At 71.2% G+C, this 22,288-nt stretch carries 27 protein-coding genes; 14 read left to right on the top strand and 13 right to left on the bottom strand.

Annotated features, from left to right (window positions below; genetic code table 11):
• Window positions 1–175: 175 nt before the first annotated feature.
• From AB0K28_RS21550 to AB0K28_RS21540, 3 genes are all read left to right on the top strand, one after another.
• Window positions 176–1,405 carry a sensor domain-containing protein gene (locus tag AB0K28_RS21550; protein WP_364372626.1) on the top strand — a complete coding sequence of 410 codons (1,230 nt, stop codon included), beginning with the start codon at window positions 176–178 and terminating at the stop codon, window positions 1,403–1,405.
• Between the two features lie 12 nt (window positions 1,406–1,417).
• Window positions 1,418–2,062: a response regulator transcription factor gene (locus AB0K28_RS21545; RefSeq protein WP_364372623.1), complete on the top strand. Its 645-nt coding sequence runs from the start codon at window positions 1,418–1,420 to the stop codon at window positions 2,060–2,062.
• Window positions 2,063–2,180: 118 nt separating this feature from the next.
• A complete protein-coding gene (locus tag AB0K28_RS21540; protein WP_345406802.1) occupies window positions 2,181–2,615 on the top strand; it encodes a hypothetical protein in 435 nt (144 codons plus the stop codon).
• Window positions 2,616–2,675: 60 nt separating this feature from the next.
• Here AB0K28_RS21540 and AB0K28_RS21535 read toward each other — a convergent pair whose 3' ends face one another.
• From AB0K28_RS21535 to AB0K28_RS21520, 4 genes are all read right to left on the bottom strand, one after another.
• A complete protein-coding gene (locus AB0K28_RS21535; protein ID WP_345406800.1) occupies window positions 2,676–3,341 on the bottom strand; it encodes a response regulator transcription factor in 666 nt (221 codons plus the stop codon).
• Window positions 3,338–4,486: a histidine kinase gene (locus tag AB0K28_RS21530; RefSeq protein WP_364372619.1), complete on the bottom strand. Its 1,149-nt coding sequence runs from the start codon at window positions 4,484–4,486 to the stop codon at window positions 3,338–3,340. The genes AB0K28_RS21535 and AB0K28_RS21530 overlap by 4 nt, the downstream gene beginning before the upstream one ends.
• 76 nt (window positions 4,487–4,562) lie before the next feature.
• On the bottom strand, window positions 4,563–4,964 hold the full coding sequence (locus AB0K28_RS21525; protein WP_364372616.1) for a hypothetical protein: 402 nt from the start codon (window positions 4,962–4,964) through the stop codon (window positions 4,563–4,565).
• Between the two features lie 84 nt (window positions 4,965–5,048).
• Window positions 5,049–6,272, bottom strand: coding sequence for an MFS transporter (locus AB0K28_RS21520; RefSeq protein WP_345406794.1), 1,224 nt, complete (start codon window positions 6,270–6,272; stop codon window positions 5,049–5,051).
• 100 nt (window positions 6,273–6,372) lie between these two features.
• On the opposite strand from AB0K28_RS21520, the gene AB0K28_RS21515 reads away from it, so the two are divergent.
• Window positions 6,373–7,449 carry a DUF5937 family protein gene (locus AB0K28_RS21515; RefSeq protein ID WP_364372613.1) on the top strand — a complete coding sequence of 359 codons (1,077 nt, stop codon included), beginning with the start codon at window positions 6,373–6,375 and terminating at the stop codon, window positions 7,447–7,449.
• Here the strand turns inward: AB0K28_RS21515 and AB0K28_RS21510 are convergent.
• The gene (locus AB0K28_RS21510; protein WP_364372610.1) at window positions 7,430–7,573 is read right to left on the bottom strand and encodes a hypothetical protein; all 144 of its coding nucleotides are present in this window, start codon (window positions 7,571–7,573) and stop codon (window positions 7,430–7,432) included. The two genes, AB0K28_RS21515 and AB0K28_RS21510, sit on opposite strands and share 20 nt — an antisense overlap.
• On the bottom strand, window positions 7,570–7,746 hold the full coding sequence (locus tag AB0K28_RS21505; RefSeq protein ID WP_364372607.1) for a hypothetical protein: 177 nt from the start codon (window positions 7,744–7,746) through the stop codon (window positions 7,570–7,572). Before AB0K28_RS21505 ends, AB0K28_RS21510 begins: the two co-directional genes overlap by 4 nt.
• Between AB0K28_RS21505 and AB0K28_RS21500 the strand changes: the two genes are divergently transcribed.
• The 4 genes from AB0K28_RS21500 to AB0K28_RS21485 all read left to right on the top strand — a co-directional run bounded on the left by AB0K28_RS21500 (window position 7,745) and on the right by AB0K28_RS21485 (window position 10,418).
• The gene (locus tag AB0K28_RS21500; protein ID WP_345406791.1) at window positions 7,745–7,900 is read left to right on the top strand and encodes a hypothetical protein; all 156 of its coding nucleotides are present in this window, start codon (window positions 7,745–7,747) and stop codon (window positions 7,898–7,900) included. The two genes, AB0K28_RS21505 and AB0K28_RS21500, sit on opposite strands and share 2 nt — an antisense overlap.
• 63 nt (window positions 7,901–7,963) lie before the next feature.
• Complete coding sequence (locus AB0K28_RS21495) at window positions 7,964–8,875, top strand: hypothetical protein (protein WP_364372604.1); 912 nt, start codon at window positions 7,964–7,966, stop codon at window positions 8,873–8,875.
• Between the two features lie 71 nt (window positions 8,876–8,946).
• Window positions 8,947–9,642, top strand: a complete 696-nt coding sequence (locus AB0K28_RS21490; RefSeq protein ID WP_364372601.1) for a hypothetical protein — start codon at window positions 8,947–8,949, stop codon at window positions 9,640–9,642.
• A gap of 41 nt (window positions 9,643–9,683) precedes the next feature.
• Complete coding sequence (locus AB0K28_RS21485) at window positions 9,684–10,418, top strand: alpha/beta hydrolase (RefSeq protein WP_364372599.1); 735 nt, start codon at window positions 9,684–9,686, stop codon at window positions 10,416–10,418.
• Here AB0K28_RS21485 and AB0K28_RS21480 read toward each other — a convergent pair.
• Together AB0K28_RS21480 and AB0K28_RS21475 are read right to left on the bottom strand one after the other, a co-directional pair.
• On the bottom strand, window positions 10,415–10,828 hold the full coding sequence (locus AB0K28_RS21480; RefSeq protein WP_345406776.1) for a PPOX class F420-dependent oxidoreductase: 414 nt from the start codon (window positions 10,826–10,828) through the stop codon (window positions 10,415–10,417). The two genes, AB0K28_RS21485 and AB0K28_RS21480, sit on opposite strands and share 4 nt — an antisense overlap.
• A 36-nt stretch (window positions 10,829–10,864) precedes the next feature.
• Window positions 10,865–11,830 (bottom strand): WYL domain-containing protein, encoded by a 966-nt coding sequence (locus tag AB0K28_RS21475; RefSeq protein WP_364372596.1) that lies wholly within the window; start codon window positions 11,828–11,830, stop codon window positions 10,865–10,867.
• 66 nt (window positions 11,831–11,896) lie between these two features.
• Here AB0K28_RS21475 and AB0K28_RS21470 point away from each other — a divergent pair, with 66 nt between their 5' ends.
• Window positions 11,897–13,285 carry an MFS transporter gene (locus AB0K28_RS21470; protein WP_364372593.1) on the top strand — a complete coding sequence of 463 codons (1,389 nt, stop codon included), beginning with the start codon at window positions 11,897–11,899 and terminating at the stop codon, window positions 13,283–13,285.
• Window positions 13,286–13,456: 171 nt separating this feature from the next.
• Here AB0K28_RS21470 and AB0K28_RS21465 read toward each other — a convergent pair whose 3' ends face one another.
• Window positions 13,457–13,939: an Rrf2 family transcriptional regulator gene (locus AB0K28_RS21465; RefSeq protein WP_345406767.1), complete on the bottom strand. Its 483-nt coding sequence runs from the start codon at window positions 13,937–13,939 to the stop codon at window positions 13,457–13,459.
• Window positions 13,940–14,031: 92 nt separating this feature from the next.
• Here AB0K28_RS21465 and AB0K28_RS21460 point away from each other — a divergent pair, with 92 nt between their 5' ends.
• Together AB0K28_RS21460 and AB0K28_RS21455 are read left to right on the top strand one after the other, a co-directional pair.
• Window positions 14,032–15,225, top strand: a complete 1,194-nt coding sequence (locus tag AB0K28_RS21460; RefSeq protein WP_364372589.1) for an MFS transporter — start codon at window positions 14,032–14,034, stop codon at window positions 15,223–15,225.
• 1 nt (window position 15,226) lies between these two features.
• The gene (locus AB0K28_RS21455; RefSeq protein ID WP_364372586.1) at window positions 15,227–15,757 is read left to right on the top strand and encodes a GNAT family N-acetyltransferase; all 531 of its coding nucleotides are present in this window, start codon (window positions 15,227–15,229) and stop codon (window positions 15,755–15,757) included.
• A 36-nt stretch (window positions 15,758–15,793) separates the two neighbouring features.
• Here the strand turns inward: AB0K28_RS21455 and AB0K28_RS21450 are convergent, their stop codons facing one another.
• Window positions 15,794–16,813: an aldo/keto reductase gene (locus AB0K28_RS21450; protein WP_364372583.1), complete on the bottom strand. Its 1,020-nt coding sequence runs from the start codon at window positions 16,811–16,813 to the stop codon at window positions 15,794–15,796.
• A 150-nt stretch (window positions 16,814–16,963) separates the two neighbouring features.
• Here AB0K28_RS21450 and AB0K28_RS21445 point away from each other — a divergent pair, with 150 nt between their 5' ends.
• Together AB0K28_RS21445 and AB0K28_RS21440 are read left to right on the top strand one after the other, a co-directional pair.
• Window positions 16,964–17,797, top strand: coding sequence for a helix-turn-helix transcriptional regulator (locus AB0K28_RS21445; protein WP_364372580.1), 834 nt, complete (start codon window positions 16,964–16,966; stop codon window positions 17,795–17,797).
• A gap of 444 nt (window positions 17,798–18,241) precedes the next feature.
• The gene (locus AB0K28_RS21440) at window positions 18,242–18,643 is read left to right on the top strand and encodes a hypothetical protein (protein WP_364372577.1); all 402 of its coding nucleotides are present in this window, start codon (window positions 18,242–18,244) and stop codon (window positions 18,641–18,643) included.
• 114 nt (window positions 18,644–18,757) lie between these two features.
• On the opposite strand, the gene AB0K28_RS21435 is transcribed toward AB0K28_RS21440, so the two are convergent.
• The gene (locus AB0K28_RS21435; RefSeq protein ID WP_364372574.1) at window positions 18,758–19,951 is read right to left on the bottom strand and encodes an FAD-dependent oxidoreductase; all 1,194 of its coding nucleotides are present in this window, start codon (window positions 19,949–19,951) and stop codon (window positions 18,758–18,760) included.
• 1 nt (window position 19,952) lies between these two features.
• Window positions 19,953–20,507: a helix-turn-helix domain-containing protein gene (locus AB0K28_RS21430; RefSeq protein ID WP_364372571.1), complete on the bottom strand. Its 555-nt coding sequence runs from the start codon at window positions 20,505–20,507 to the stop codon at window positions 19,953–19,955.
• 327 nt (window positions 20,508–20,834) lie between these two features.
• Between AB0K28_RS21430 and AB0K28_RS21425 the strand changes: the two genes are divergently transcribed.
• Complete coding sequence (locus AB0K28_RS21425; RefSeq protein ID WP_364373290.1) at window positions 20,835–22,064, top strand: IS256 family transposase; 1,230 nt, start codon at window positions 20,835–20,837, stop codon at window positions 22,062–22,064.
• Between the two features lie 41 nt (window positions 22,065–22,105).
• Here AB0K28_RS21425 and AB0K28_RS21420 read toward each other — a convergent pair.
• Window positions 22,106–22,288, bottom strand: a 183-nt coding sequence (locus AB0K28_RS21420; protein ID WP_364372568.1) for a hypothetical protein, incomplete at its 5' end; no start/stop codon positions are given.

The following is a 22,288-nucleotide window of genomic DNA, read 5'->3' as shown; positions in this document are numbered from 1 at the left end:
TGGTGATGACTCTGTGACACCGGCCCGATGCCCACCACCGGGACGTCCTCCGTGTTGGTTTCGGGATGTCCCCCACGGGCTGTCCGGGTGTTCTCGCGCGAGTGTGTCCGTCAGGCTGGACGGCGTGCGGCGTCTGGCGAGGAGGAGCGTGGACAGGCAAGCAGGGAGGTGGCGTGTGCTGATCGCTGCTCCGGTGCGGGAGCGGTCGCAGCGTGAGCTCGCCTATGTGCTGATGGTGCCGTTCATGGTGGGAGCCGGCCTGGTCCATCTCGTTCTCGTGCTGCTGAGCGTCATCCTGACGGTGAATGTCGTCGGAGTGCCGATGCTGGCCCTGAGCGTGATGGCGGCCAGAGGGCTCGGCACGGCCAATCGACGGCTGGCACGAGCGTGGGCCGGGGTGCGGGTGCCCGATCCAGGCCCGTTCCGTGCCGGCCCGGGCCTGCTGAACCGGCTCGGCGCGGCGCTCGGTGACGTGACGGGATGGCGCGCCGTCATCCATGGCCTGCTCCGGCTGCCGGCGGCCGGGCTCGCCTGCGCGGCTGCCGCCGGGTTGTGGGGAGGCGGACTGCTCCTGCTCGGCTGTCCCCTGTGGGGGCAGTTCTCCGCCTGGGCGCACCTGTCGCCCCCCGGGTGGCCGGTTGCGGCGCCGGCGAGCGCCGCCGGACTGGCGCTGCTGCTCCTCGCCCCAAAGGGCGTCCACCTCGCCCTGGCTCCCGAGCGCATGCTCGCCCGTACGCTGCTCGGGCCCGCGCCGGGCGAGACCCGGATCCGCCGGCTGGAGCAGGCACGGGCGCTGGCCGCAGAGGACGCGATGGCCAGGCTCCGCCGGATTGAGCGAGACCTGCACGACGGGACGGCGGCACGGCTGGTGACGCTGGCCATGAGCCTGGGCATGGCTCAGGACGAGCTCGAGCAGGCCGATGAGTCCGAACGGCTCCAGCGTGCCCGCGTCCTTGTCGACAGCGCGCACCGCAGCGCCAAGGAGACCGTGGCCGAGCTGCGTGACCTGATCCGCGGCATCCACCCGCCGGCACTCGACCAAGGGCTGGAGGTCGCCCTGGCCACGCTCACCGCACGCAGCCCGATCCCCGCCCGGTTCGAAGCCGACCTGGCCGAGCGGCCGGCTCCGGTCATCGAGGCCATCGCCTACTTCTGCACGACGGAACTGCTCGCCAACGTGGTCAAACACAGCGGCGCCAGCCACGCCGCCGTCGAGGCACGGGCGCACGATGGACTGCTGACCCTGCGGGTACGCGACGACGGCACCGGCGGCGCGGCGATCGGCACCGGATCCGGACTGGGCGGACTGGCCGCCCGGGTCCAGACGTTGGACGGCGTGATCGACATCCACAGCCCGGCCGGAGGACCTACGGTGATCACCGTCGAACTCCCCCTGCACATCTGAACGGAGCAGTGCATGCGCATCGTGATCGCCGAGGACGCCGTGATGCTCCGGGAGGGCCTGTGCATGCTGCTCACCTCCCGCGACCACGAGGTGGTGGCCGCCGTGGGCGATGGCGACGCGCTGCTGGCCGCCGTGGCGGAACACGGTCCCGACATCGCCGTGGTCGACGTACGCATGCCGCCTTCCCACACCGACGAGGGCCTGCGGGCCGCGATCCAGATTCGCCGCGCTCACCCAGAGGTGGGCGTGCTGGTGTTCTCCCAGTACATCGAGACGCGTTACGCGACGCAGTTGCTCGCCGGCGGCGCCCATGGCGTGGGATACCTGCTGAAGGAGCGCGTGGCCGACGTCAAGGACTTCCTGGCCGCGCTCGACCAGATCGCGGCCGCACAGACCGTCCTCGATCCCGAGGTCGTCACCCAGATCATGGGCGCCAGCCGCCGCGCGGCGACCCTGGACGCGCTCACCCCGAGGGAACGCGAGGTGCTGGCCATGATGGCGGAGGGACGTTCCAACAACTCCATCGCCGCCGCGCTGTTCCTGTCGTACGGCTCGGTGGAGAAGCACGTGACGCAGATCTTCACCAAACTCGGCCTGTCCCCGTCGGACAACGACCACCGCCGGGTACTTGCCGTCCTGCGTTACCTGCAGGCCTGACCATCCCACCCGCGGCTTGGCGGGCATACTCCGCGCATACCGGCGATCTTTAGCCTTTCAGGCGTTGTTCCGCGCAGCGGAGCACCGCACTTTCACATCGACTGGCAAAGGATCACTCATGCCGAAGTTCTCCGCCCCGAAGGCGCTCGTCACGGTCATCGGGGTCGCCGCCGCCCTCAGCGTCATGGCGCCCGCGACGACCGCCTCAGCCGCCTCGGCCGGGTGCCGCATCGCGTCGGGCAAGATCAGCACCAAGGACGGCAACGTCAGCTACCGGCTGGAGCTCTGCACCAACGGCTTCGGCAAGGGAAGCGGCACCGTGCGGGACACCAAGAGCGACATCTGGACGTCCGTCGTCGAGGTCTCCTTCAAGAAGAAGAACGGCGACGAGATCGACGGCGGCTACAAGGAGGCCGGGCGGAAGAAGGGCACGAAGGACTTCAGCTTCTCCACCAGCCGCACCAACCTCGACCGCATCACCATCAGGGCCAAGCGCTGCATGCCGAGCACGATCGTCTGCAACAACACCAAGACCTTCACGCTCTACCCCTGAGCTGAGCCCCCGGTCCCGTGGCTGCCGACGGGGCCGGGCCGCACGCTCTGACGCCGCCGGTCACGTGCCGGGACGCACCAGGCCGCTCTCGTAGGCGAGGATGACCAGCTGGACCCGGTCGCGGACGTTCAGCTTGGCGATGGCCCTGGTGATGTGGGTCTTGGCGGTGAGCGGGCTGATGACGAGGCGTTCGGCGATCTCGCCGTTGGACAGGCCGAGCGCCACGAGCCTGACCGCCTCCAGCTCCCGCGAGGTCAGAGCGGCCAGCCGCCGGTCCGCGCCGGGCGCCGCGACCTGCCGGTGGGCGAACTGCTCGATGACGCGCCGCGTCACGCCCGGCGACAGCAGCGCGTCTCCCCCGGCGACGGCGGCCACCGCGCGGCGCAGGTCGGCGGGCTCGACCTCTTTGGTGAGGAAGCCGCTGGCCCCGGCGCGCAGGGCGGCGAAGACGTGCTCGTCGGTGTCGAACGTGGTGAGGATGATGACCCGGCAGCCCGACGTGGCCGGGTCGGTGACGATGCGGCGGGTGGCCGTGATGCCGTCGGTGCCCGGCATGCGGATGTCCATGAGGATCACATCGGGGCGGGTGCGCGCGGCCAGGCGTACGGTCTCCTCGCCGTCCTGGGCCTCGCCGACGACCGTGATGTCCCGCGAACGGGCCAGCAGGCTGCGGAAACCGGCCCGTACGAGGGCCTGGTCGTCGGCGAGCAGCACCGTGATCGTCATGCCGTCGAGCCTGCCACAGGAAGCTCGGCCCGTACGGCGAAGCCGCCCCCGGGGACGGGCCCGGCGGTGAGCGCGCCCCCGAGTGCGCTCACCCGCTCGCGCATGCCGGCCAGGCCGTGGCCTTCGGCGATCTCGGCGCCGTCCGGGACGCCGCGGCCGTCGTCGGCGACCTCGACGGTGATCGCGTGCGGCCGGTAGCCGATCGTCACCGTGGCCGAGCCCGCCTCCGCGTGCTTGAGGGTGTTGGCGAGCGACTCCTGCACGATGCGGTGCACGGCGATGGCGGTCACGGCGGGGACGTCCGTACGGTCACCGTCCTCGTCGAGACGCACGTCGAGCCCGCCCGCGCGGGCGTCGGCGATGAGCAGGTCCAGGGAGGCCAGGTCCGCCTGGGGCGCGGTGCCCTCCGGGCTGTCGCGCAGGATCGTGATGAGGGAGCGCAGGTCGGCCATCGCCCGGTTCCTGACGTCCTTGGCCACGCGCAGCGCGGCGGCGGCCTCCTCCGGGTCCTCCTCCAGGACGTCGGCGGCGACGTTGAGCTGCACGCCGACGACGGCCAGCGTGTGCGCGATGACGTCGTGGACCTCGTGCGAGACGCGCAGCCGTTCCTCGGCGGCGTGCGCGCGGCGGTCGGTCTCGCGCAGCCGCTCGCGCCAGCGCAGCGCGGCGGCGTAGGTGAGGCCCGCGGCGATGAGCAGCGCCAGCAGTACTCCTTCGCCCGCGACGTGGATGACGTAGCGGGCCAGGTTCCGGTCGATGATGACGCGCGCGTCGAACGCCGAGTACGCCAGCTGGGCCACGCCGACGGCGGCCACCCAGCGGACGCGGGGCGTGGTGGCGGCGGTGAAGTACGCGACCGCGGCCGGCCAGATCCACCCGGCGGGCGGCCAGTGCCCGGTGAGGTGATAGGCGAAGATACCGGCGACCGACAGCAGCAGCACGGTCATCGGCCATCGGCGCCTGACCAGGAGGAGCCCTCCGAGGAACAGGCCGAGCGGGATCGTGCCGTCCCAGGGGTCGCGCACCCCGGTGGCCAGGGCCACGGCGACGAAGAAGACCAGGGTGAGGACGGCGAGCGTGGTGTCGGTGATGCCGGCGAGGTGCCGGAGGGGCGCGGGTTCGCGGCGCGGGGGCGGCTCGGCCATGTGGGGGCTCATTCTCGAAGGTGACGGGTGAGCCGGCCGGCGACGACCGGCTCCGGACGTGTCTACCAGTCCCGGGTCAGACGTGGGTGACGAGCAGGGTCACGCCGGCCTCGCCGCCGCAGTCGACGAACACGGGACCGACCCCGTTGCCGATCTTGGAGTCGAGCTTCGCCTTGGCCACGAACCCCTTCGGGTCGTCCTTGACGATGCGGATGTTCCGCAGCACCGGGTTCTTCCTGTCGAGCCCGGCGAGCACGCCCTTGAGCCCCTTGCCGCCGCCGCAGTGGCCGGTGATCGTCACCTCCTGGCCGCGCTCGGTGGTGGGGTTGGGGCTGACCTGGACCACGGCCCGCGCGCCCTTCGGCGGCTTCGGCGCGGCGGCCACGCCCGCCTGGGCGCCGGCCGGTGCGCCGGCCACGGCCAGGAGACCCGCCGTCAGGCTCAGCCCGGCGATGGCGGTGGTCATTTTCCTGTTCATGCTGGTTCCTCCGGGTTCTCGGCCGATCAACTCGACGAGCAACGCTAGGCCGGGCGGCGGTGGGAGCGCGTCATCCGTTGATCGTCACTTGGCCGTGCTCCGTTCGCCGTACGCGCTACTCCGATCGGAGTAGTTCGCGACGGCGGAGGCGGACACGAGCGTCGCGCCGGCGAGGCCGCCCCAGAGCGCGGCCGGGCCGTGGGCGGCGAGCGCGGTGATGACCGCCGGGGAGACGGCGAGGCCGAAGCCCGTGGAGAGCTGGAAGCGGGCCAGCGCGCGCCCCACGACCTGCGCGGGAGCGGTCGCGGCGACGAGCGCGGTGGCGCTGCCGGCGTACAGGATCTCGCCGATCGTGCAGACCACGGACACGAGGACGACGGCCGGCGCGCCCCAGCCGGATCCCAGCGAGGTCGCCGCGAGAAAGCCCAGGTAGGACGCGGCGAGCAGCACCCCGGACAGCGCCAGCACGGTACGCCGGGACAAGCGCGACATCAGGACCGTGACCGGCACCTGCAACGTGATCACCAGCACCGTGTTGGTCACGTAGATGACGGCAGGCCACACCGGCGAGGCGTGCACCTGGGTGACGAGGACCAGCGGGAGCGCGATCTCGGGGATGTTGAGGCAGAAGGCGTAGACCACGTTGGCGGCCAGCAGGGCGGCCATCCGGGGTGCGGGCTCGTCGTTCTCGTCCGTGGATTCGGCCGGCTCGGCGCGTACGTGCACCGACCACGCCAGCGCCGCCGCGGCGAGGTACGCGAGCCCCGTGACCACCGCCAGCACCTGCAACGCGGCGACGCCGCCCGCCAGGAACGCGGTCGCGATGAGCGCACCGGCGCCCAGACCGGCGTTGCGCAGGGAGCGGCCCGCCGCGAGGGCGGCGTCGCGGACCCGGCCGCGCGCGACGGTCGTGATGAGGGCCGCGTGGGCGGCCGGCCACGCCTGGTTGCCGATGCCGAGGAACAGCGCCGCCGCCCCGAACAGCCAGGCGTTCCCCGCAGGCGTGGCCGTCAGCAGCGCCACGCCCAGCACCCGTACCAGCATCGACGCCGCCACGACCGTGCTGCGCGCGCCCCGGTCCAGCCACCGGCCGACCCCGGGCATGCACACCAGGCCCATGACGGTGCCGGCCGTCATGGCGACGCCCGTCGCCGCCGCCGGCAGCTCCAGCACCAGCACCCCGTACAGCAGCAGGAAGGGCCGCAGCAGGCCGGTGCCGAGCGCGTCCACGGCAAGGGCGACGGCGTAGCGCGGGCCTCCCGAGGCGCGGATGAGGTCGCGCGGCTTGATCGTGGTGGTGGTCGCCATGGCGTCCACGGTGCGTCCCGCCGCCGGGCCGGCCCGCGACGATTGACGGAAACCGTCAACCGGTGCGGGCCGGAGCGGGGCGACCGGCGATGATGAGGGGATGACAGTGCGGATCGACATCAGCGGCCTGCCTGCGGAGCGGCTGCGGTTCGCGGCCTCCCCGCTGGCCGAGCTGACCGCGATGCTGCACGTGCTCGCCGAGCCCGGGCACCATCCGCAGCTCGCCGGCCGGGCCGCGGACGTCTGGGCCGGGCTGCGGCCCGAGCTGGCCGAGCGGTTGAGGGAGGCGGAGTTCCTGTGGCGGTCCTCGCGTGCCGACTTCCTCGTCCCCGCCCGGCCACGGCCGACGCTCGCCGAGGAGCTCGACGACGTGGACCTGATCGACGACGAGACGTACGTGACCGCGGCGCTCGTCACCACCTGCGGCAGCAACCGGGTGCATTTCGGCGCGCCGTCGCCGCTCACCGACGCGACCGCCCGCGAGCGGGCACTCGACCTGGCCCAGGCCCGCGGCGCGCTCCAGGAGGCCTTCGCGGAACGGCTGCTCGCGGACCCGGCCGCCGTCCGTGCCCGGGTGCGGCAGACCCTGGAGCAGTGCGCGGACGCCTTCTTCGACGCCGCCTGGGCGGACGTCGCCGTGCGACTCGCCACCGACCTGCGCCTGAAGAACGACCTGCTCAGGCGCCAGGGCATCGCGGCGGCGCTCGCCTCGGTCTCCGAAGCCCTCACCCTGGCGCCCGGCGGCGACCGCATCGAGGTGGACAAGCTGCAGGACAACGCGACCACCGCGCGCGGCGGGCTCACCTTCCTGCCCACCGTCTTCGGCCACCCGCACCTCGTGGTGATCCACGCCCCGGGGTGGCAGCCGGTGGTCCAATACCCCGTGGCGCGCACGACGCAGCCGGTCCCGCTGGACACGGTCACCCAGCGGCTGGAGGCGCTCGCTCATCCCGTACGCCTGCGGCTGCTGCGCACCCTGGCCCGCGGCCCCCATACGACCGGCGAGCTGGCCGACGCCTGGGCGCTCACGCCTCCCGAGGTCTCCCGTCACCTTGCCGTGCTGCGCCGCGCCGGCCTGCTGACGTCCCGGCGCGACGGCCGTTACGTCCGCTACACCGTGAACGTCCCCGACCTCACGGCCCTCGGCAGCGACCTGCTCACGGCCGTGCTGCGCTGAGCGGCCTGCGGCGGGCGAGCAGCGCCAGCAGGATCAGCACGAGCAGGCCCAGTGCCGACAGCTCCAGCTTGTCGGCGAGGGTGGCGGCGTTGGCGACCACGCCGAAGGCGGTGTGGCCGGTCAACGCCCGCCGAAGGGGAACAGCAGCGCCAGGTAGCCGAACCCGGCCACCAGCCCGAGCGCTCCGGCCGCCCAGGGCACGGGGACGGGCGTTTGCGTTCGTACGCCGGCCGGCACCCGCAGCGCCACCACCGCCAGCAGCAACGCGGCACGCCGGCCGCCCTTCGGTTCGTCCATGAGGCCGGCGTGGCGGGCGGCCGGGCGGCTGAGCGAGCGGGAGCGCGAGGTGGCATTGGCGGTCGGCCAGGGGAAGCCGAACGCGGTGATCGCCGGTGAGCTGCATCCGCGCGGGGACGTTCAGGATCGGACCTGGTCGGCGGCCGCGTCGTAGCTGAAGAGTGGCGGAGGTGGTCAGGGGCGCAACTTTCTGCGTACCGACAGCATCCGATAGATCATGAAATATCGGACGTCACTCGCGGCACTCACCGTCACCGCACTCGCGGCAACCGCCCAGCCCGCACTCGCCGAGGCGCCGGCCACCATCGCCTACGCGCAGCGCGCGAAGGGCTGGGAAGTGGTGCTGACCAGCGGCAAGGTGGTGAAGGTGCCGCAGGCGCTGACCGAGGCGCCCAAGGACGCGGTCCACGAGGGGGCGCGGGCGCCGTTCCTCGTCAGCGGCGACGGGCGGCACCTGTTCTACTACCGCAAGAAGGACGGCCTGTTCGTGCAGCGGACCGTCCACGGCAAGGAGCGGGTGGTCGCCAAGAGCATCAAGGCGTACGCGATCGGCGAGGAATGGCCGGTCGTGGCCCCTGACGGGAGCTATGTGATCATGCAGACCTCGGGGCCCGGCCTGAGCGACTTCACGGACCTGCGCACGCGCAAGACCATGGGGCCGCCGGAGAAGACGGACGCGTGGGCCCTGCTCGGGTTCAGCCCGGACGGCAAGCGGCTGCTGCTGAGCGCCGAGCGGGTGGTCGTGTTCGACCGCGAGCTGCGCTCCCGCCTGCGGCTCAAGACGCGGCTGTCGCCGAGCGCGCTCGCGGGCGACCACACCACCGCGGCCGTCCTGGTCGGCAAGCCCGAGAAGTACCGGCAGCTGCGCCTGCTGAACCTGCGCACCGGTCGCGCCGGCGCGGTGGTGAACGTGAAGCTGCCGCGCGGCCAGTACATCGACGACGTCGACTTCGACCGCTCCGAGCGACTGGTCGTGCGGTCGAAGACCGCGACGGGCGTGGCGGTCTACCAGGTCTCGCGCAAGACGGGCGCGGTGCAGCCGCTGAAGAAGATCAAGCGGCCGAACGTGGCGACGTGGGTGCTCCCCGGCGACGAGACCTACGAACGGTGGACGGAGAAGCGCTCTTAGTGCCAGGACCACCCTCGATCCTCGCCCGTCCGCCCGTGCGCACGCCGGCCCGCGCCGGTTGGATCTTCAGCATGACGAACGAGGGTTTTCCCGGCAGGTGGATCGAAGGCGTCGGCTTGGTCGCGGGGCCTGCACTGGTGATGGGCGGGGTGCTGCTGAAACTCGGGTACGACGCGTTCTTCCCCGAGCAGCTCGCCGCCTTCGCCGGCAGCCCCGGCCGGCTGACGGCCGCCTACAGCTGCTTCGCCGCCGGAGTCGTGCTGCTGGCGGCCGCCGTCCTGGGCCTGGCAAGGCGGATCGCCGCCACCCACCCGCTGCTCGCCCAGTGGGGCATGGCCCTCACCCTGGCGGGGCTCTTCGCCCGCGCCTTCCACGCCGGCGTCTCCCATCTGGCCTTCCAGCTGGTGGACGTCCAAGGTCTGCGGACGGCCCAGCAGGCGATCAGCGAGCAGTACGGCTCCTTCCACGTCTTCCAGACGATCAACCTGGCCACCATGGCAGGCTGGGTCGTCCTCGCCGCTGGCACGTGGCGCTCGGGCGCGCTCGGACGGGTGCAGTCGGTGGCCTTGGCGCTGATGGCGGCCATGCCGGTCGGGGTGCTCAAGGGCACCGGCGTGACGTCGATCATCGCCGCGGCCGGACTGTGCGTCGCGCTCATCCCTCTCGGCGTCAAGGTGCTCGCGCGGGGACCGGCGCCCAAGTGGTGGACGTACCCCCTGGCCGCCGTCATCGTCGCCGGCGCCACCCTGATCAGCCTCGCGGGATAAATGACTCGCCGCCCGGGCGCAATGCCGATGTAATCCTTGCCATGCGCATCACCTCGGACACCGTGACCGACGGCATCCGCGAGCAGTCGTTCACCATCGGCGAGATCCCCGGGGTGCTGTGGACGCCCGCCGGCGCCTCAGGGCCCCGTCCGCTGGTCCTGATCGGGCACGGCGGCGGGCAGCACAAGAAGGGGTGGGAGGTCGTCTCCCGCGCCTTCCCCTACGTCACCACCTGCGGCTTCGCGGTCGCCGCGATCGACGCCCCTGGCACCGGCGACCGGCCCGAGCATCCGGAGATCCGGCGGCTCGTCGCGGAGATCCAGGAACGCGAGGCTGCCGGTCTGCCCTTCGGCCCGGCTTGGCCCGCACTGAACGAGACCGTGGCGGCGCAGCTCATCCCCGACTGGCGGACCACCCTGGACGCGCTGCGGAAGCTGGACCACGTCGGCGACCGCCGTCCGGTCGGCTATTACGGCCTGTCAGCGGCCGGCGAGATGGGCATCCGCCTCGTCGCCGCCGAGCCCCGCATCACCGCCGCCGTCCTCGGCCTCGTCGGCAGCGACTGGCTCATCGACACCGCGGCACGGATCACGATCCCGGTCGAGTTCCTGCTCCAGTGGGACGACGACGGCAATCCGCGCGCGTCGGTCATGAGGCTGTTCGAGGCGCTCGGCTCCGCCGAGAAGACCCTGCACGCCAACCCGGGCGGTCACTTCCGGGTGCCGGCCTTCGAGATCGACAGCTCGATCCGGTTCTTCACCCGGCACCTGACCTAGCGATGGACGGCCCGGCGGGCCTCGTACCAGGTCTCGCCGACCGGTTCGCCCGCCATGTTCCAGCTCCACGAGATCGTGGGCGTGATGCGCAGGTAGTGGCCGGGCCCGACCATGCCCACCCGCTCCACCGGCCCGTCCGCCTCCCCATAGACGCGCACGCCCCGCGCCACGAACGGGTCGAAGGACACCATGTCGTCCACGACGAGGGAGACCTTCGTACGGCCCTGGCCGACGTTGCGGAACTTGCGGGTGTGCAGGACGGACTCCCCCGAACCTCCCACCCAGAACAGGCTCCCGTCGAACTCGAAGGCCACCGGAACCACGTCCGGCTGATCATCGGCTGAGACGGTGGCGAGCCTGGCGAGCGGCTGCGACCGCAGGAAAGCGATCTCTTCCTCGGTGAACGACACGACCTATCCCCTCGGACTGCGCAGGATCACGCCAGGTTAGCCGAGCCCTCTGACGATCCTGGCGCGCAAGGAGTGCAGGGCCTGGCGGAGTTCGGCCGGCTCGATGTCGGTGAGGTCGGCGTCGAAGGTGAGCAGCAGGCCGGCGATGCCCGGCCAGGACCAGGCGCCCAGGGCGAGGCGGCAGGTGGTCTCCGTGACGGAGGTGACGATCGACCCGCCGGGAGCGTAGCGGGCGACGGTGGCGGCGGGCAGCGCGAGGGTGGCCGAGCCCCGGCACGGCCAGTCGGCGAGGGCGTCGCCCCGGTCGGGCGCGGTCATGACGAAGGCGACCGGATCGCCGTGCGGGATGTCGCGCCGGTCGAAGGGGGTGTGCGTGGGAGCGTGCGCCTGGATGCGGTCCATGCGCATGGCCCGCCAGCGGCTGCCTTTCAGGTCGAAGGCGACCAGGTACCAGCGTGCCGCCCACACCACGAGGTCGTGGGGTTCGAGCGTGAGCGCGACGGGCCGCTCGCCGTCGCCGGTGTAGTCGACGCGTACGAGGTGCCGCCGGTTGATCGCGCTGCCCACCGCGCGGACGGTCTCGGCGTCGATCGGCGGAGCGGGGAACTCCCAGTAATTACGGGCCGATGAGACGGTGAACGCCTCGGCGTGCAGGCGGCTGCGCGCCGGCATCGCCTGGTGCAGCGTGGCGAGCGCGCGGGCCGCGTTCTCCCTGATGCCGGACAGCACCGCGGGGACGGTCTGCAAAGCGACCGCCGTCGCGACGGCCTGCTCCTCGTCGAACACGACCGGCGGCAGCCGCGCGTCGGGGCCGAGCCGGTAACCGCCGCCCGTGCCGCGCACGGCCTCGATCTCGTACCCGAGCTCCCTGAGCGTGTCGATGTCGCGGCGCACGGTCCGCACCGACGTGCCGAGCCGGGTGGCGAGCTGCTGGGCGGTCAGGGTCGCGCCGATCCCGAAGATGGACAGCAGTTTGAGCGTACGCGCGGAGGTGGCAGCCATGGTTCTCCGATTCTCTCCCCAGTAGTTGCCACTCGGCGGCAACTAGGTCCGCCATGGTTCCGGGTCATGACTGCTCATCGGACTTCGTACGTACCCATGGCGGCGCTGCTCGTGGTGCTGTTCGGGTCCTTCATGGACCTGCTCGACGCGACGATCGTCACCGTCGCCGCGCCGGCGATCTCGCGGGACCTCGGCGCCGACGACGCCCAGATCCAGTGGACGATCGCCGCCTACACCCTCGCCCTGGGCGCGGGCCTGATCACCGGCGGCCGGCTCGGCGACCAGTACGGCCGCAAACGGCTGTTCCTCATCGGCCTGGCCGGGTTCATGGTCACCTCGGCGCTGTGCGCGCTGGCCGCCGACCCGGCGATGCTCATCGGCATGCGGGCCGCGCAAGGACTCACCGGCGGCATCATGGTGCCGCAGGTGTTCGGGATCATCCGGGCCTCGTTCCCTCCGGAGCAGCGGGCCAAGGCGTTCGGCGCGTACGGGGCCGTCCAGGGTCTCGCCTCGGTCGCGGGGCCGCTGCTCGGCGGGCTGCTCGTCGAGGCCGACCTGTTCGGGCTGGGCTGGCGGACGATCTTCTGGATCAACGTGCCCGTCTCCGTCGTGGCCCTCGTCGTCGGCGCGAAGGTGCTGCCCGAGTCCCGCTCCGCCTCGACCGCGCGCCTTGACCTGGCGGGCGCGCTCCTGGCCGCCGCGGGCATCCTGCTCCTGCTGCTGCCGATCATCCAGTCCGAGACGTGGAGCTGGGGCTCCTACGCGCTCCTGGCGGCCGGGGTCGTCGTGCTCGCGATCTTCCTCGCGTACGAGCGCCGCCTCACCGCCCGCGGCGCCGAGCCCGTCTTCGACCCCGCCCTGCTGCGCATCCGCGCCTTCGCCGTCGGCCTGGCCGCTTCCGTGCTGTTCTTCGGCGGCATCGGGCCGTACTTCCTGACCCTCTCGGTCTACCTGCAGAACGGCACCGGCCGCACCGCCCTGGAGGCCGGCCTGGTGATCCTGCCGTACGCGCTCGGCTCGATGGTCACCTCCGGCCTCGGCGTCGCGCTGGCCGCCAGGGCCGGCAGAACGCTGCTGGTCGCCGGCTCGCTCACGATCGCGGCCTCGCACCTCGTCCTGTGGTACGTCGTCAAGGACGGCGACGACCCCGGCTACTGGCTGCTCGCCCTGGCCCTGTTCATCGGCGGTCTCGGGCTCGGGCTGGCCGCACCGATCCTCGTCAACGTCGTCCTGGCCGGCGTCCCAGGCCGCAACGCGGGCGCGGCGGGCGGCGTCCTGTCCACCGTCACCCAGCTCGGCGGCGCCGCCGGCATCGCCGTCCTCGGCACGGTCTTCTTCACCGCGGCCGCCGGCCCGGACGGCTTCAGCCACGCCCTCGCCGTCGTCCTGCTCGCCTCAGCCGCGCTCTACCTGATCACGGCCGTGGTGATGCTGGCACTCCCGAAGACCGCTTAGAGGCCGCCGCCCTCGGTTGGTCGGTCGCCCGCATGCGCTCGATCAAGGCGTGCGGCCGTTGGGCGGCGCGGAAGCTCGGGGTCGCAACCTCGCCGCCGCCCTCGACGGCCTGCGCCCGTCATCGTCCAGCACCGCATGACGCGTCGTCGAAAGCCGGCACGCCTGAGCGCTTCAGCTCCTGGTGGCCGTCAGCCAGCGGCGTACGTCGGACATGGCGGTGCCGTCGCTGTCGGCGTCGATGTCGGCGGCCAGGTCGGCGATGGAGATCTCGGCGAGTGCGCGTGACCAGGCGTCCTGGGCGGCGGCCATGGCGCGGGCGATCGCACACGGTCGTGAGCACTGTTCGGCGGGGATGCCGAGCGGGCCGCGCTGCCTGATCTCGGCGCATCGGTACGCGGGCTCGTCCCCGTCGATGGCCCGCACCACCTCCAGGGCGCTGATCTCCGCGGCGGGCCTGGTGAGGGTGTAGCCGCCGACCTGCCCCATGGTGGAGCGGACGATCCCGGCCCGCGACAGCGCCTGCAGGTGCTTGGCCGTGTACGCCGGCGGCGTGCCGTGGAGCTCGGCCAGTCGTGCCGCCGGCACCGGTTCGTGGCTTTGGCTGAGCGTGACGCAGCTGTGCAACGCCCACTCCACCCCGCTCGACATCTTCATGTCCCCCACCCTACCCATCCCGGACAACAGATATCCGAGTTGTGATATGAACTCGGATAGCAAATATCCGAGAAGAAGGGGCGGAGTAGCCCATGACGCAGACAGCACGGCAATCCAGCCGCACCTCGCTGGGAGTGGCGGCCTTGGCGTTGTTCGTCGCGGCGGCGAACCTGCGACCGGCCATCGCGGCCGTCTCGCCGCTCGTCGACCAGATCCGCGCCGACCTGGATCTGTCGGCGACCGGGGTGTCGCTGCTGACCACCGTCCCGACGCTGGCCATGGGCGTGTGCGCGCCGCTGGCCGCATACGCGGGCCGCCGGTACGGCCTGCAGTCCGGCGTGCTCGCCGGGCTCGTGATCATCGCCCTCGCCACGGCGGCGCGCCTGCTCGGCGAGTCCACCTGGCTCCAGCTGAGCAGCGCGGCCATCGTCGGAGCGGGGATCGCCATCGCCCAGACCCTGCTGCCCGCCGTGGTCAAGACACGCTTCGCCGCCCGCGCAGGGCTGGTCACCGGCCTCTACACCGCCGGGCTCGGCCTGGGCGGCGCGGTGGCGGCCGGAGTGAGCGCGCCGCTGGCCGGCGCCCTCGGCTCCTGGCCGGGAGCGCTCGCGTCGTGGGCGGTGCTCGCGCTGGCGGGCATCGCGCTGTGGTCGGCCGCCAAGGGGCCCCTGGGCCTGGACGACGCCCCCGCCCCCGCCGGGCCCGTGACCCGGCAGATGCCCTGGCGCAGCGGCGTGGCCTGGCACATCACCATGTTGTCGGCCGTCAACTCCGCCCTGTACTACTGCGAGCTGGCCTGGGTGACGCCGCTGCTGCACGACGACGCCGGTCGCGACGCGGCATCCGCCGGAGGCATGCTGACCGTGATGATCTCCATTCAGGTCGTGGCGATGCTGGCCGTACCGGCGCTGCTGGGAGAACGCCAGGGCCCATGGGCGGGCCTGGCGCTCACGATGACGCTGACCGCCGCCGGCTTCCTGGGGCTGGCGTACGCGCCGGACACCGCGACGTGGGTGTGGATCGCGGCGCTCGGCGTGGGACACGGCGGGCTGTTCACGCTGGTGCTGACCCTGCCCGTGCTGGCCGGCCGCGACCCCGGCGAGGCCGGACGGATCAGCGCGATGGCGTTCTTCGTCGGCTACGGCTGCGCCGCGCTGGCCCCCCTTCTGGTGGGCGCGCTGCGCGACGCCACGGGCGACTTCACCCTCGCCTTCAGCGCGCTGGGCGTGCTCGGCCTGCTCATGCTCGTCCCCATAGCCCGCCTGCGCAGCACCGTGGGACGCTGACATGCAGGCCGACCGCGTGACCCTCGAACGTCTCACCGGCCAGGAGACCCTGGCCCGCACCTCCCACCTGGCGAACATCTACCGGGCCGCGTTCGGCGGCCCGCCCTGGCACGAGGACGAGCGCGCCGCCGCCGCCTTCACCGCACGCCTGACAGCCGATGCGCGCCGCCCCGGATTCGCGGCGGTGCTGGCCAGGGATGACGGCGAACCCGTTGGTTTCGGTACGGCATGGCGCACCCCCAGGCCCTTCCCCACGGGCCGCGCCTACGACCTCGTCCGTGCCGAACTCGGTGACGCCGTGGAAACGCTGCTGGTCGGCGCGGTGGAGGTGGACGAACTGGCGGTGAGCCCGCACGCGCGCGGACAGGGCCTCGCGAGAGGAATCCTCGACCTCCTGTGCGGCCGTACCGACCCTTGCTGGCTGCTGACCGCCCCGCACGCGACCGACGCGATCAGGCTCTACGAACGGCTCGGCTGGCGCCGCCTGACCGGGCCGAGGGCGACCATCGTGGTGTTCCTGCGTTCGCCGTGAACGCACTCCTGCCGAGCCTCCCGCCGGGGCCTCGGCTCAGGCTGCCGACCGGAGCCCGGCGGGACGACGCCGGAGAGCGGGGTCGAGCAACGCCGGGGGCTTGTACTCCTGGTCGAGCGCGGTGACGTCGGTGCCCGGCGGGACGATCTTGTCGATCCGGTCGAGGAGGTCGTCGGACAGCTCGACGTCGGCCCCTGCCAGAAGGTCGTCGAGGTGCTCCATGGTGCGCGGGCCGAGGAGCGCGGCGGTGACACCCGGGTGGGCGATGGCGAACGCCATGGCCAGGTGCGTCATGGGCAGGCCGGCCTCCTCGGCGAGCGGGATGAGCTGTTCGACGACGTCGATGCGGCGCTCGTCCGACAGGTGGCGGGAGAACTGGACGCGTTTGAGGTCGTTCGCACCGCCCTTGCGCACCCGGCCGGTCAGCAGGCCCTGGCCGAACGGGCCCCACACCATGACGCCCATACCGTACTCCTGCGCCAGCGGCAGCACCTCCCGCTCGATCCCGCGGTTCAGGATCGAGTACGGCGGCTGCTCGGTGCGGAACCGCTGCAGCCCGGCGCGTTCTGCCGTCCACTGCGCCTGGACGATCATCGAGGCGGGCGCCGTCGAGGTACCGATCACGCGCACCTTGCCCGCCCTGACGAGGTCGGTCAGCACGGAAAGGGTCTCCTCCAGGTCGGTGTCCGGGTCGGGCCGCTGGAGCTGATAGATGTCGATGTAGTCGGTGCCGAGCCGGCGCAGGGAGTTCTCGACGGCTGTGGTGATCCAGCGGCGGGAGGCGCCCTGCTGGTTCGGGCCCTTACCCATCGGCATGCCGACCTTCGTGGCCAGGACCACCTCGTCACGGCGGCCCTTCAAGGCTCTTCCGACGATGTCCTCGGAGTCGCCATATCGGTCGGCGGTGTCGATGAGGTTGATCCCGGCATCCATCGCCTTGTGGATGATCCGGACCGACTCGTCCGGATCATTGCCCATCAGGCTGGCGAACATCAACGTGCCAAGCGCGTAAGGGCTGACCTTGATCCCGGTCCGGCCGAGGTTGCGATACTTCATGAACGTGCTCCTTGGGTCCCGGCGGCGAGTGGTCCCCGCCGGCCGGCACGTCCACCTTCCGCGGACGCGCGGACATCAACCAGTGCCCGCCGCAACCGGTGGACCGGGAGTACCACGACGGGACGCCGGCGGTTGCCCGATACTGGGGAAATGACCGGATCAACGAATCTTGGCAGGGCCCTGCACGCTTGGCGGGATCGTACGAAACCGGCCGAGGTCGGCCTGCCGGACGAGGGAGGCCGGCACGCGCCGGGCCTGCGGGGTGAGGAGCTCGCCCAGCTCACCGGCTTGTCCGTCGACTACATCGTGCAGCTCGAACAGGGCAGGGCGACGAATCCGTCCCCCCAGGTACTGTCCGCGCTGGCTCGGGCGTTGCGGCTGACGGCGGCGGAGCGTGAGCACCTCTTCGTACTCGCCGGTCAGGCGGTGCCGGGCCCCGGGCAGATCTCCGACCATGTGCCGGCCGGCGTCCAGCGCCTGCTGGACCGGCTGACCGGCACCCCGCTGAGCGTGTACGACGCCGCATGGAACCTCATCACGTGGAACCGGTTGTGGGCACTGCTGTTCGGCGACCCGCCCGCGGCACGCGGCTTCGCGAGGAACACGGTGTGGTGGTCCTTTGTGGAACCGCCTGCCGGCTACCCGCAGGCCGTGAGCAGAGAGACAGGCCACCGCACCGCCTTCGTCTCCGACCTGAGAGCGGCGTCGGCCCGCTACCCGAAGGACGCCGGACTGGCCACACTGATCGACGAGCTCCATACCCGAAGCGGCGACTTCACGGCGCTGTGGGACTCCGGCGTGGTAGGCGTGCACGAACCCCTGACCAAGACGGTCCGTCACGCCGGCGTCGGCGAACTCACCCTCGACTGCGACATCCTCGCGGCGCTCGGCGCCGACCTGCGGATCATGGCCTTCAGCGTGGCGGAGGGCAGCGAAACCGCCGAACGCCTGCGCCTCCTGGAGGTCGTCGGCGTCCAGCCCTGACGAACGTGGCCGCGTCCGGAACGGACAGGCGCTTGAGGTCGGGCAGATCAGGCCCTGACGCCCGGCGGTCCCTACCCCCCAAGGAATGTGGATCATGCGACGATCGGAACGGTTATGGCACCTGCTCTACGAGTACGGGTGGACGGAACACTTCAGCGGCGTGTGGGTGACCGAGCTGGACCTGCCCGGTCTGGGGCGTCGTCTGGGGGTGAAGGCCGGTGATGCGCGGCTGTGCGATCGCGCGGCACTCTCGCAGATCCTGCTCGACTCCTATGGTGATGGCGCGACCATCATCTGGGCCGATCGCCTGAACGACGACTGGCTGCAGATCATCGAGCCTCAGGGTGCCGCGTGCAGCACGGCCATGGCGGAGTTGTCCGGCGATGGCGGGCGCGCCGTAGGGGTGGCCTGGGGTCCGGGCGGCGTACGGAATCATGATATGCGGTGGACGGCGAGGAGATCACCAGGTTCAGCGTCACCATCCCCGATCGGCGGTCCGGCCGCGTCCCTGACGCCCTGGACGCTGCCGCCCAGGGTCTGCTCTTCGACCTGGACGACTCAGGTTGGCCTACGGACCCGGAGTTGCCGCCGGCTTGGACCGCCTTCGAGGGGTGGTTCATCGCCCTCCAGGAAGGCGGGGGCGTGGAGGGCGACCTGGAAGGCCAGGAACCGCTCCCACCGGAATTCGCCACCCTCTATGCGTGGTCGCTCAACGGTTACCATCCCGCCCTGGCGACCAGCATCACCTCAACACTGACACTCATCGGCAGGATCACCGGCAACGAGATCGACCGCGAGTGGCTGGACGGCAGCCACCCCTGCATGTCCATCCCTTGGAAGAAGTGAGGCTCGTGGCGGCGCCCTTGCGCCGGCGGCCACGACCCACCGCCTACGCGGCACCGCCGGTACCTGGTCCGTCTCCCCTTGTGCACGTGAAGACGCGGAAGAGGATGGTGTCGGCTATGTGGCGATGTGCTCCGGACGGACGCCCATGCCGATGAAACGTCCCAGGAGGTGGCGCAGCGGCGGCAGCGTTCGAAACGCTGTGAAGATCGGGGGCGCGTGCTGGGTGGTGTCGTCGCCCAGGTCCTTGGGATAGAGGTCGCGCAGGATGCCGAGCTGGAAGGCCTGGGTGATCCTCGCGGCGCGTTCTCTTCGTGCCTGCACCCGGGCCAGGTCGGCGTCTTGTGGTTCGCCGCCCCGGCCGAGAAGCGGGCCCAGCAGGTTGGCGGTGGCCACCGCGTCCTGCACGGCCAGGTTGATGCCCACGCCACCTGCGGGCGACATGGCGTGGGCGGCGTCACCGATGCAGAGCAGCCCTGGCCGGTGCCAGCGTGTCAGCCGGTCCACCCGGACGCTCAGGTGGTGCACCGCCTCCCAGTCTTGGAGATGTTCCACGCGGTCGCGCAGGGCGGGCGCCAGGTGCGCCACCCGCTCCTGGAACGCCGGCAGTCCTGCGGCCTTGAGCTCCCCGAAGGCGTTCGCCGGGATCGCGTAGGCCATCTGCCAGTAGTCGCCACGGTCGATGGAGATCAGTGCCCCCTTGCCGCCCTGGAAGAAGGGCACTCGGTCCTGTGGGCGGCGGGGCAGGTGGAACCACAGCACGTCCATGGGGGGTGAAGAGCTGACGGGGGTGAGGCCGGCGCGGGCTCGTACGGTGGAGTGGCGGCCGTCGGCCCCGATCACCAGGTCGGCCCGCACCTCCACGGGGCCGTCCTCGGTGTCGGCCAGGACGCCGGTCACCCGCCCCTGGTCGGTGAGCAGCTCCGTGGCCCGGGTACGGCGCAGCAGCCGGAAGGACGGATACGCGGTGGCCTTGCCGGCCAGAAAGTCCAGCACGTCCCACTGCGGCATGAACGCGATGTAGGGGCAGCGCACCTTTAACCGGCTGAAGTCGGCGAAGGTGACGTCCCGGCCGCCCATGTTGACCGACACCTGCGGCAGCTTGGTGTGCGGCAGGTTCAGGAACTCCTCGATCCAGCCCAGCTCCGCGATCAGTTCCAGGGTGGAGGGATGGACGGTGTCGCCGCGGAAGTCACGCAGGAAGTCCGCGTGCTTCTCCAGTACGATCACCTCCACGCCGTGACGGGCCAGCAGCAGCCCGGCCATCATGCCCGCGGGGCCGCCCCCGACGACACAACACTGTGCGCGCATCTCATCCTTCTTCCGGAAAAAGCAGCCCGACCAGGGCCGCAACGTTGACGGGGGTGCCCAGCCGCCGGTTGACGGCGACGGTGGCGAACAGGGTCCTGGCGGCCGTGACCGTGTCGTGCGGGCGCAGCTCGCCGGCATCGATCCGTTCGGCAAGGAAATCGCCGATGAGCCGCTGGCCCTCACCGACCAGCGCCGCCAGCGGCGCGCGGGCCTGGGCGGAGCTGAAGAACACGGCCATCAGCTCGGCGTTGTCGGCCAGCAGCCGATCGAACGCCTCCAGCAGCTCGGCCAGCACCACGACAGCCGGCCGGGTGTCGTGGTGCTGTACCCGCAGCTCCCGCAGCCGTGGCAGGAAGCCCCGCTCGGACAGCAGCGTCTCCACCATCGCCTCCTTGCTGTCGAAGTAGCGATACAGCAGGCCCGGTGTCACCTCGGCGGCCTGGGCCACATCCTTGATCGTGGCCCCGTCCACACCCTTGTCGGCGAACACCCGCAAGGCCGCGTCCAGCAGTTGCTCCCGGCGCCATACCGCCTGCTCGCTTCGAGTCCTTGCCACTATCCGCTCCCATTGAGTAAACGTTTATTCAACGTATCACGCAATTCGTCCTGTCGTACGGCACCGGACGCTCGCGCGTTCGCGTGGTCACCACCTCGGGCGCGGCCTCCAGCCAGGATCAGCCCCATCCCCGGCGGGCCAGGGACGTGAACGGCACGGAGCCACCATGGTCATCTAGCTCGTCAACGTTCGATGGGCCGGGGCGTTCCTGGAGGGGGACTGTAAAACTAACGGCGGATCTGATGATCAAGGAAGAGACGCGTGATGTCCGAGACCGCCGTGGAGTCGCTGTCCATGAACGAACTGCCTGCCGAGCCGGACCGATCGATGACGGACGAGCAGCTGATCTCGATGCTCGTGACCCGGGCCCGTAGTGAGGGGCTGCAGCTGACCGGTGAGGGCGGGCTGCTGCAGCAGCTGACCAAACGGGTGCTGGAGTCGGCTCTGGAAGGCGAGATCACCGATCACCTCGGCTATGACCGGCACGACCCGGCCGGGAAGAACAGCGGCAACAGCCGCAACGGCAGCCGCACCAAGACCGTGGTGACCGACGTCGGCCCGGTCGAGGTGCGGGTGCCGCGTGATGTGGCGGGCACCTTCGAGCCGCAGCTGGTGCGCAAGCGGCAGCGCCGGCTGTCCGGCGTGGACGAGATGGTCCTGTCCCTGTCGGCCAAGGGGCTCACCCATGGGGAGATCTCCGCTCACCTGGCGGAGGTGTACGGGGCGAACGTGTCCAAGCAGACCATCTCCACCATCACCGACAAGGTCATGGACGGCATGGCCGAATGGCAGAACCGGCCGCTCGATCGCGTGTACCCGGTCCTGTTCGTGGACGCGATCAACGTGAAGATCAGGGATGGTCACGTCGCCAACCGGCCCATCTACCTGGTCATGGCGGTCACCGTCGAAGGGCACCGTGACATCCTGGGCATCTGGGCCGGCGACGGCGGCGAGGGCGCCAAGCACTGGCCGGCGGTGCTGACCGAGCTGAAGAACCGCGGCGTGGACGATGTGCTCATGCTGGTCTGCGACGGGCTCAAGGGCCTGCCGCAAGCGGTGGAGACGGTCTGGCCTCGCACGATCGTGCAGACCTGCGTGATCCATCTGCTGCGCAACTCGTTCCGCTACGCCGCCCGGCAGGACTGGGACAAGATCGCACGCGCTCTCAAGCCCGTCTACACCGCCCCGACCGAAGACTCGGCGCTGGAGCGGTTCTATGAGTTCTGCGAGACCTGGGGGAAGAAGTACCCGGCGATCGTGCGCCTGTGGGAGACCAGCTGGGCCGAGTTCGTGCCCTTCCTGGCCTTCGACGTCGAGATCCGCAAGGTCATCTGCTCCACCAACGCCATCGAAAGTGTCAACGCCCGCATCCGCAAGGCCGTGCGAGCCCGTGGCCACTTCCCCAACGAGACCGCCGCCCTGAAGTGCGTGTTCATGGCCCTGATGAGCCTCGATCCCACCGGGCAGGGCCGCAAGAGATGGACCATGCGCTGGAAAGCGCCCTTGAACGCCTTCCAGATCGCCTTCGAAGGCCGCCTCACTCCTGCCAACCTCTGACCACTTCAACAACCAAGATCAGCCGTTAAGTTGACACTCCCTCAGGCGCCCTGGCCGAGCAGCGCAACTTCGAAATCCGCGGTGGCCCACGCCAACAGGCCAAGGTCAACCACGGACGCCCACTGCTGTCCGACGCCGACAAGGTCCTGATCGCCATCGTCTATCTCCGCCAGATCTGCTCCCAGCGCGTCCTGTCGGAGATGCTCGAGATCAGCCAGCCCTCG

Source organism: Nonomuraea sp. NPDC049504 (genome assembly GCF_040676845.1).
Classification (GTDB): domain Bacteria; phylum Actinomycetota; class Actinomycetes; order Streptosporangiales; family Streptosporangiaceae; genus Nonomuraea; species Nonomuraea salmonea.
Note: the sequence above shows the minus strand (reverse complement) of the source record. Positions and strands in the feature narration are given on the sequence as shown.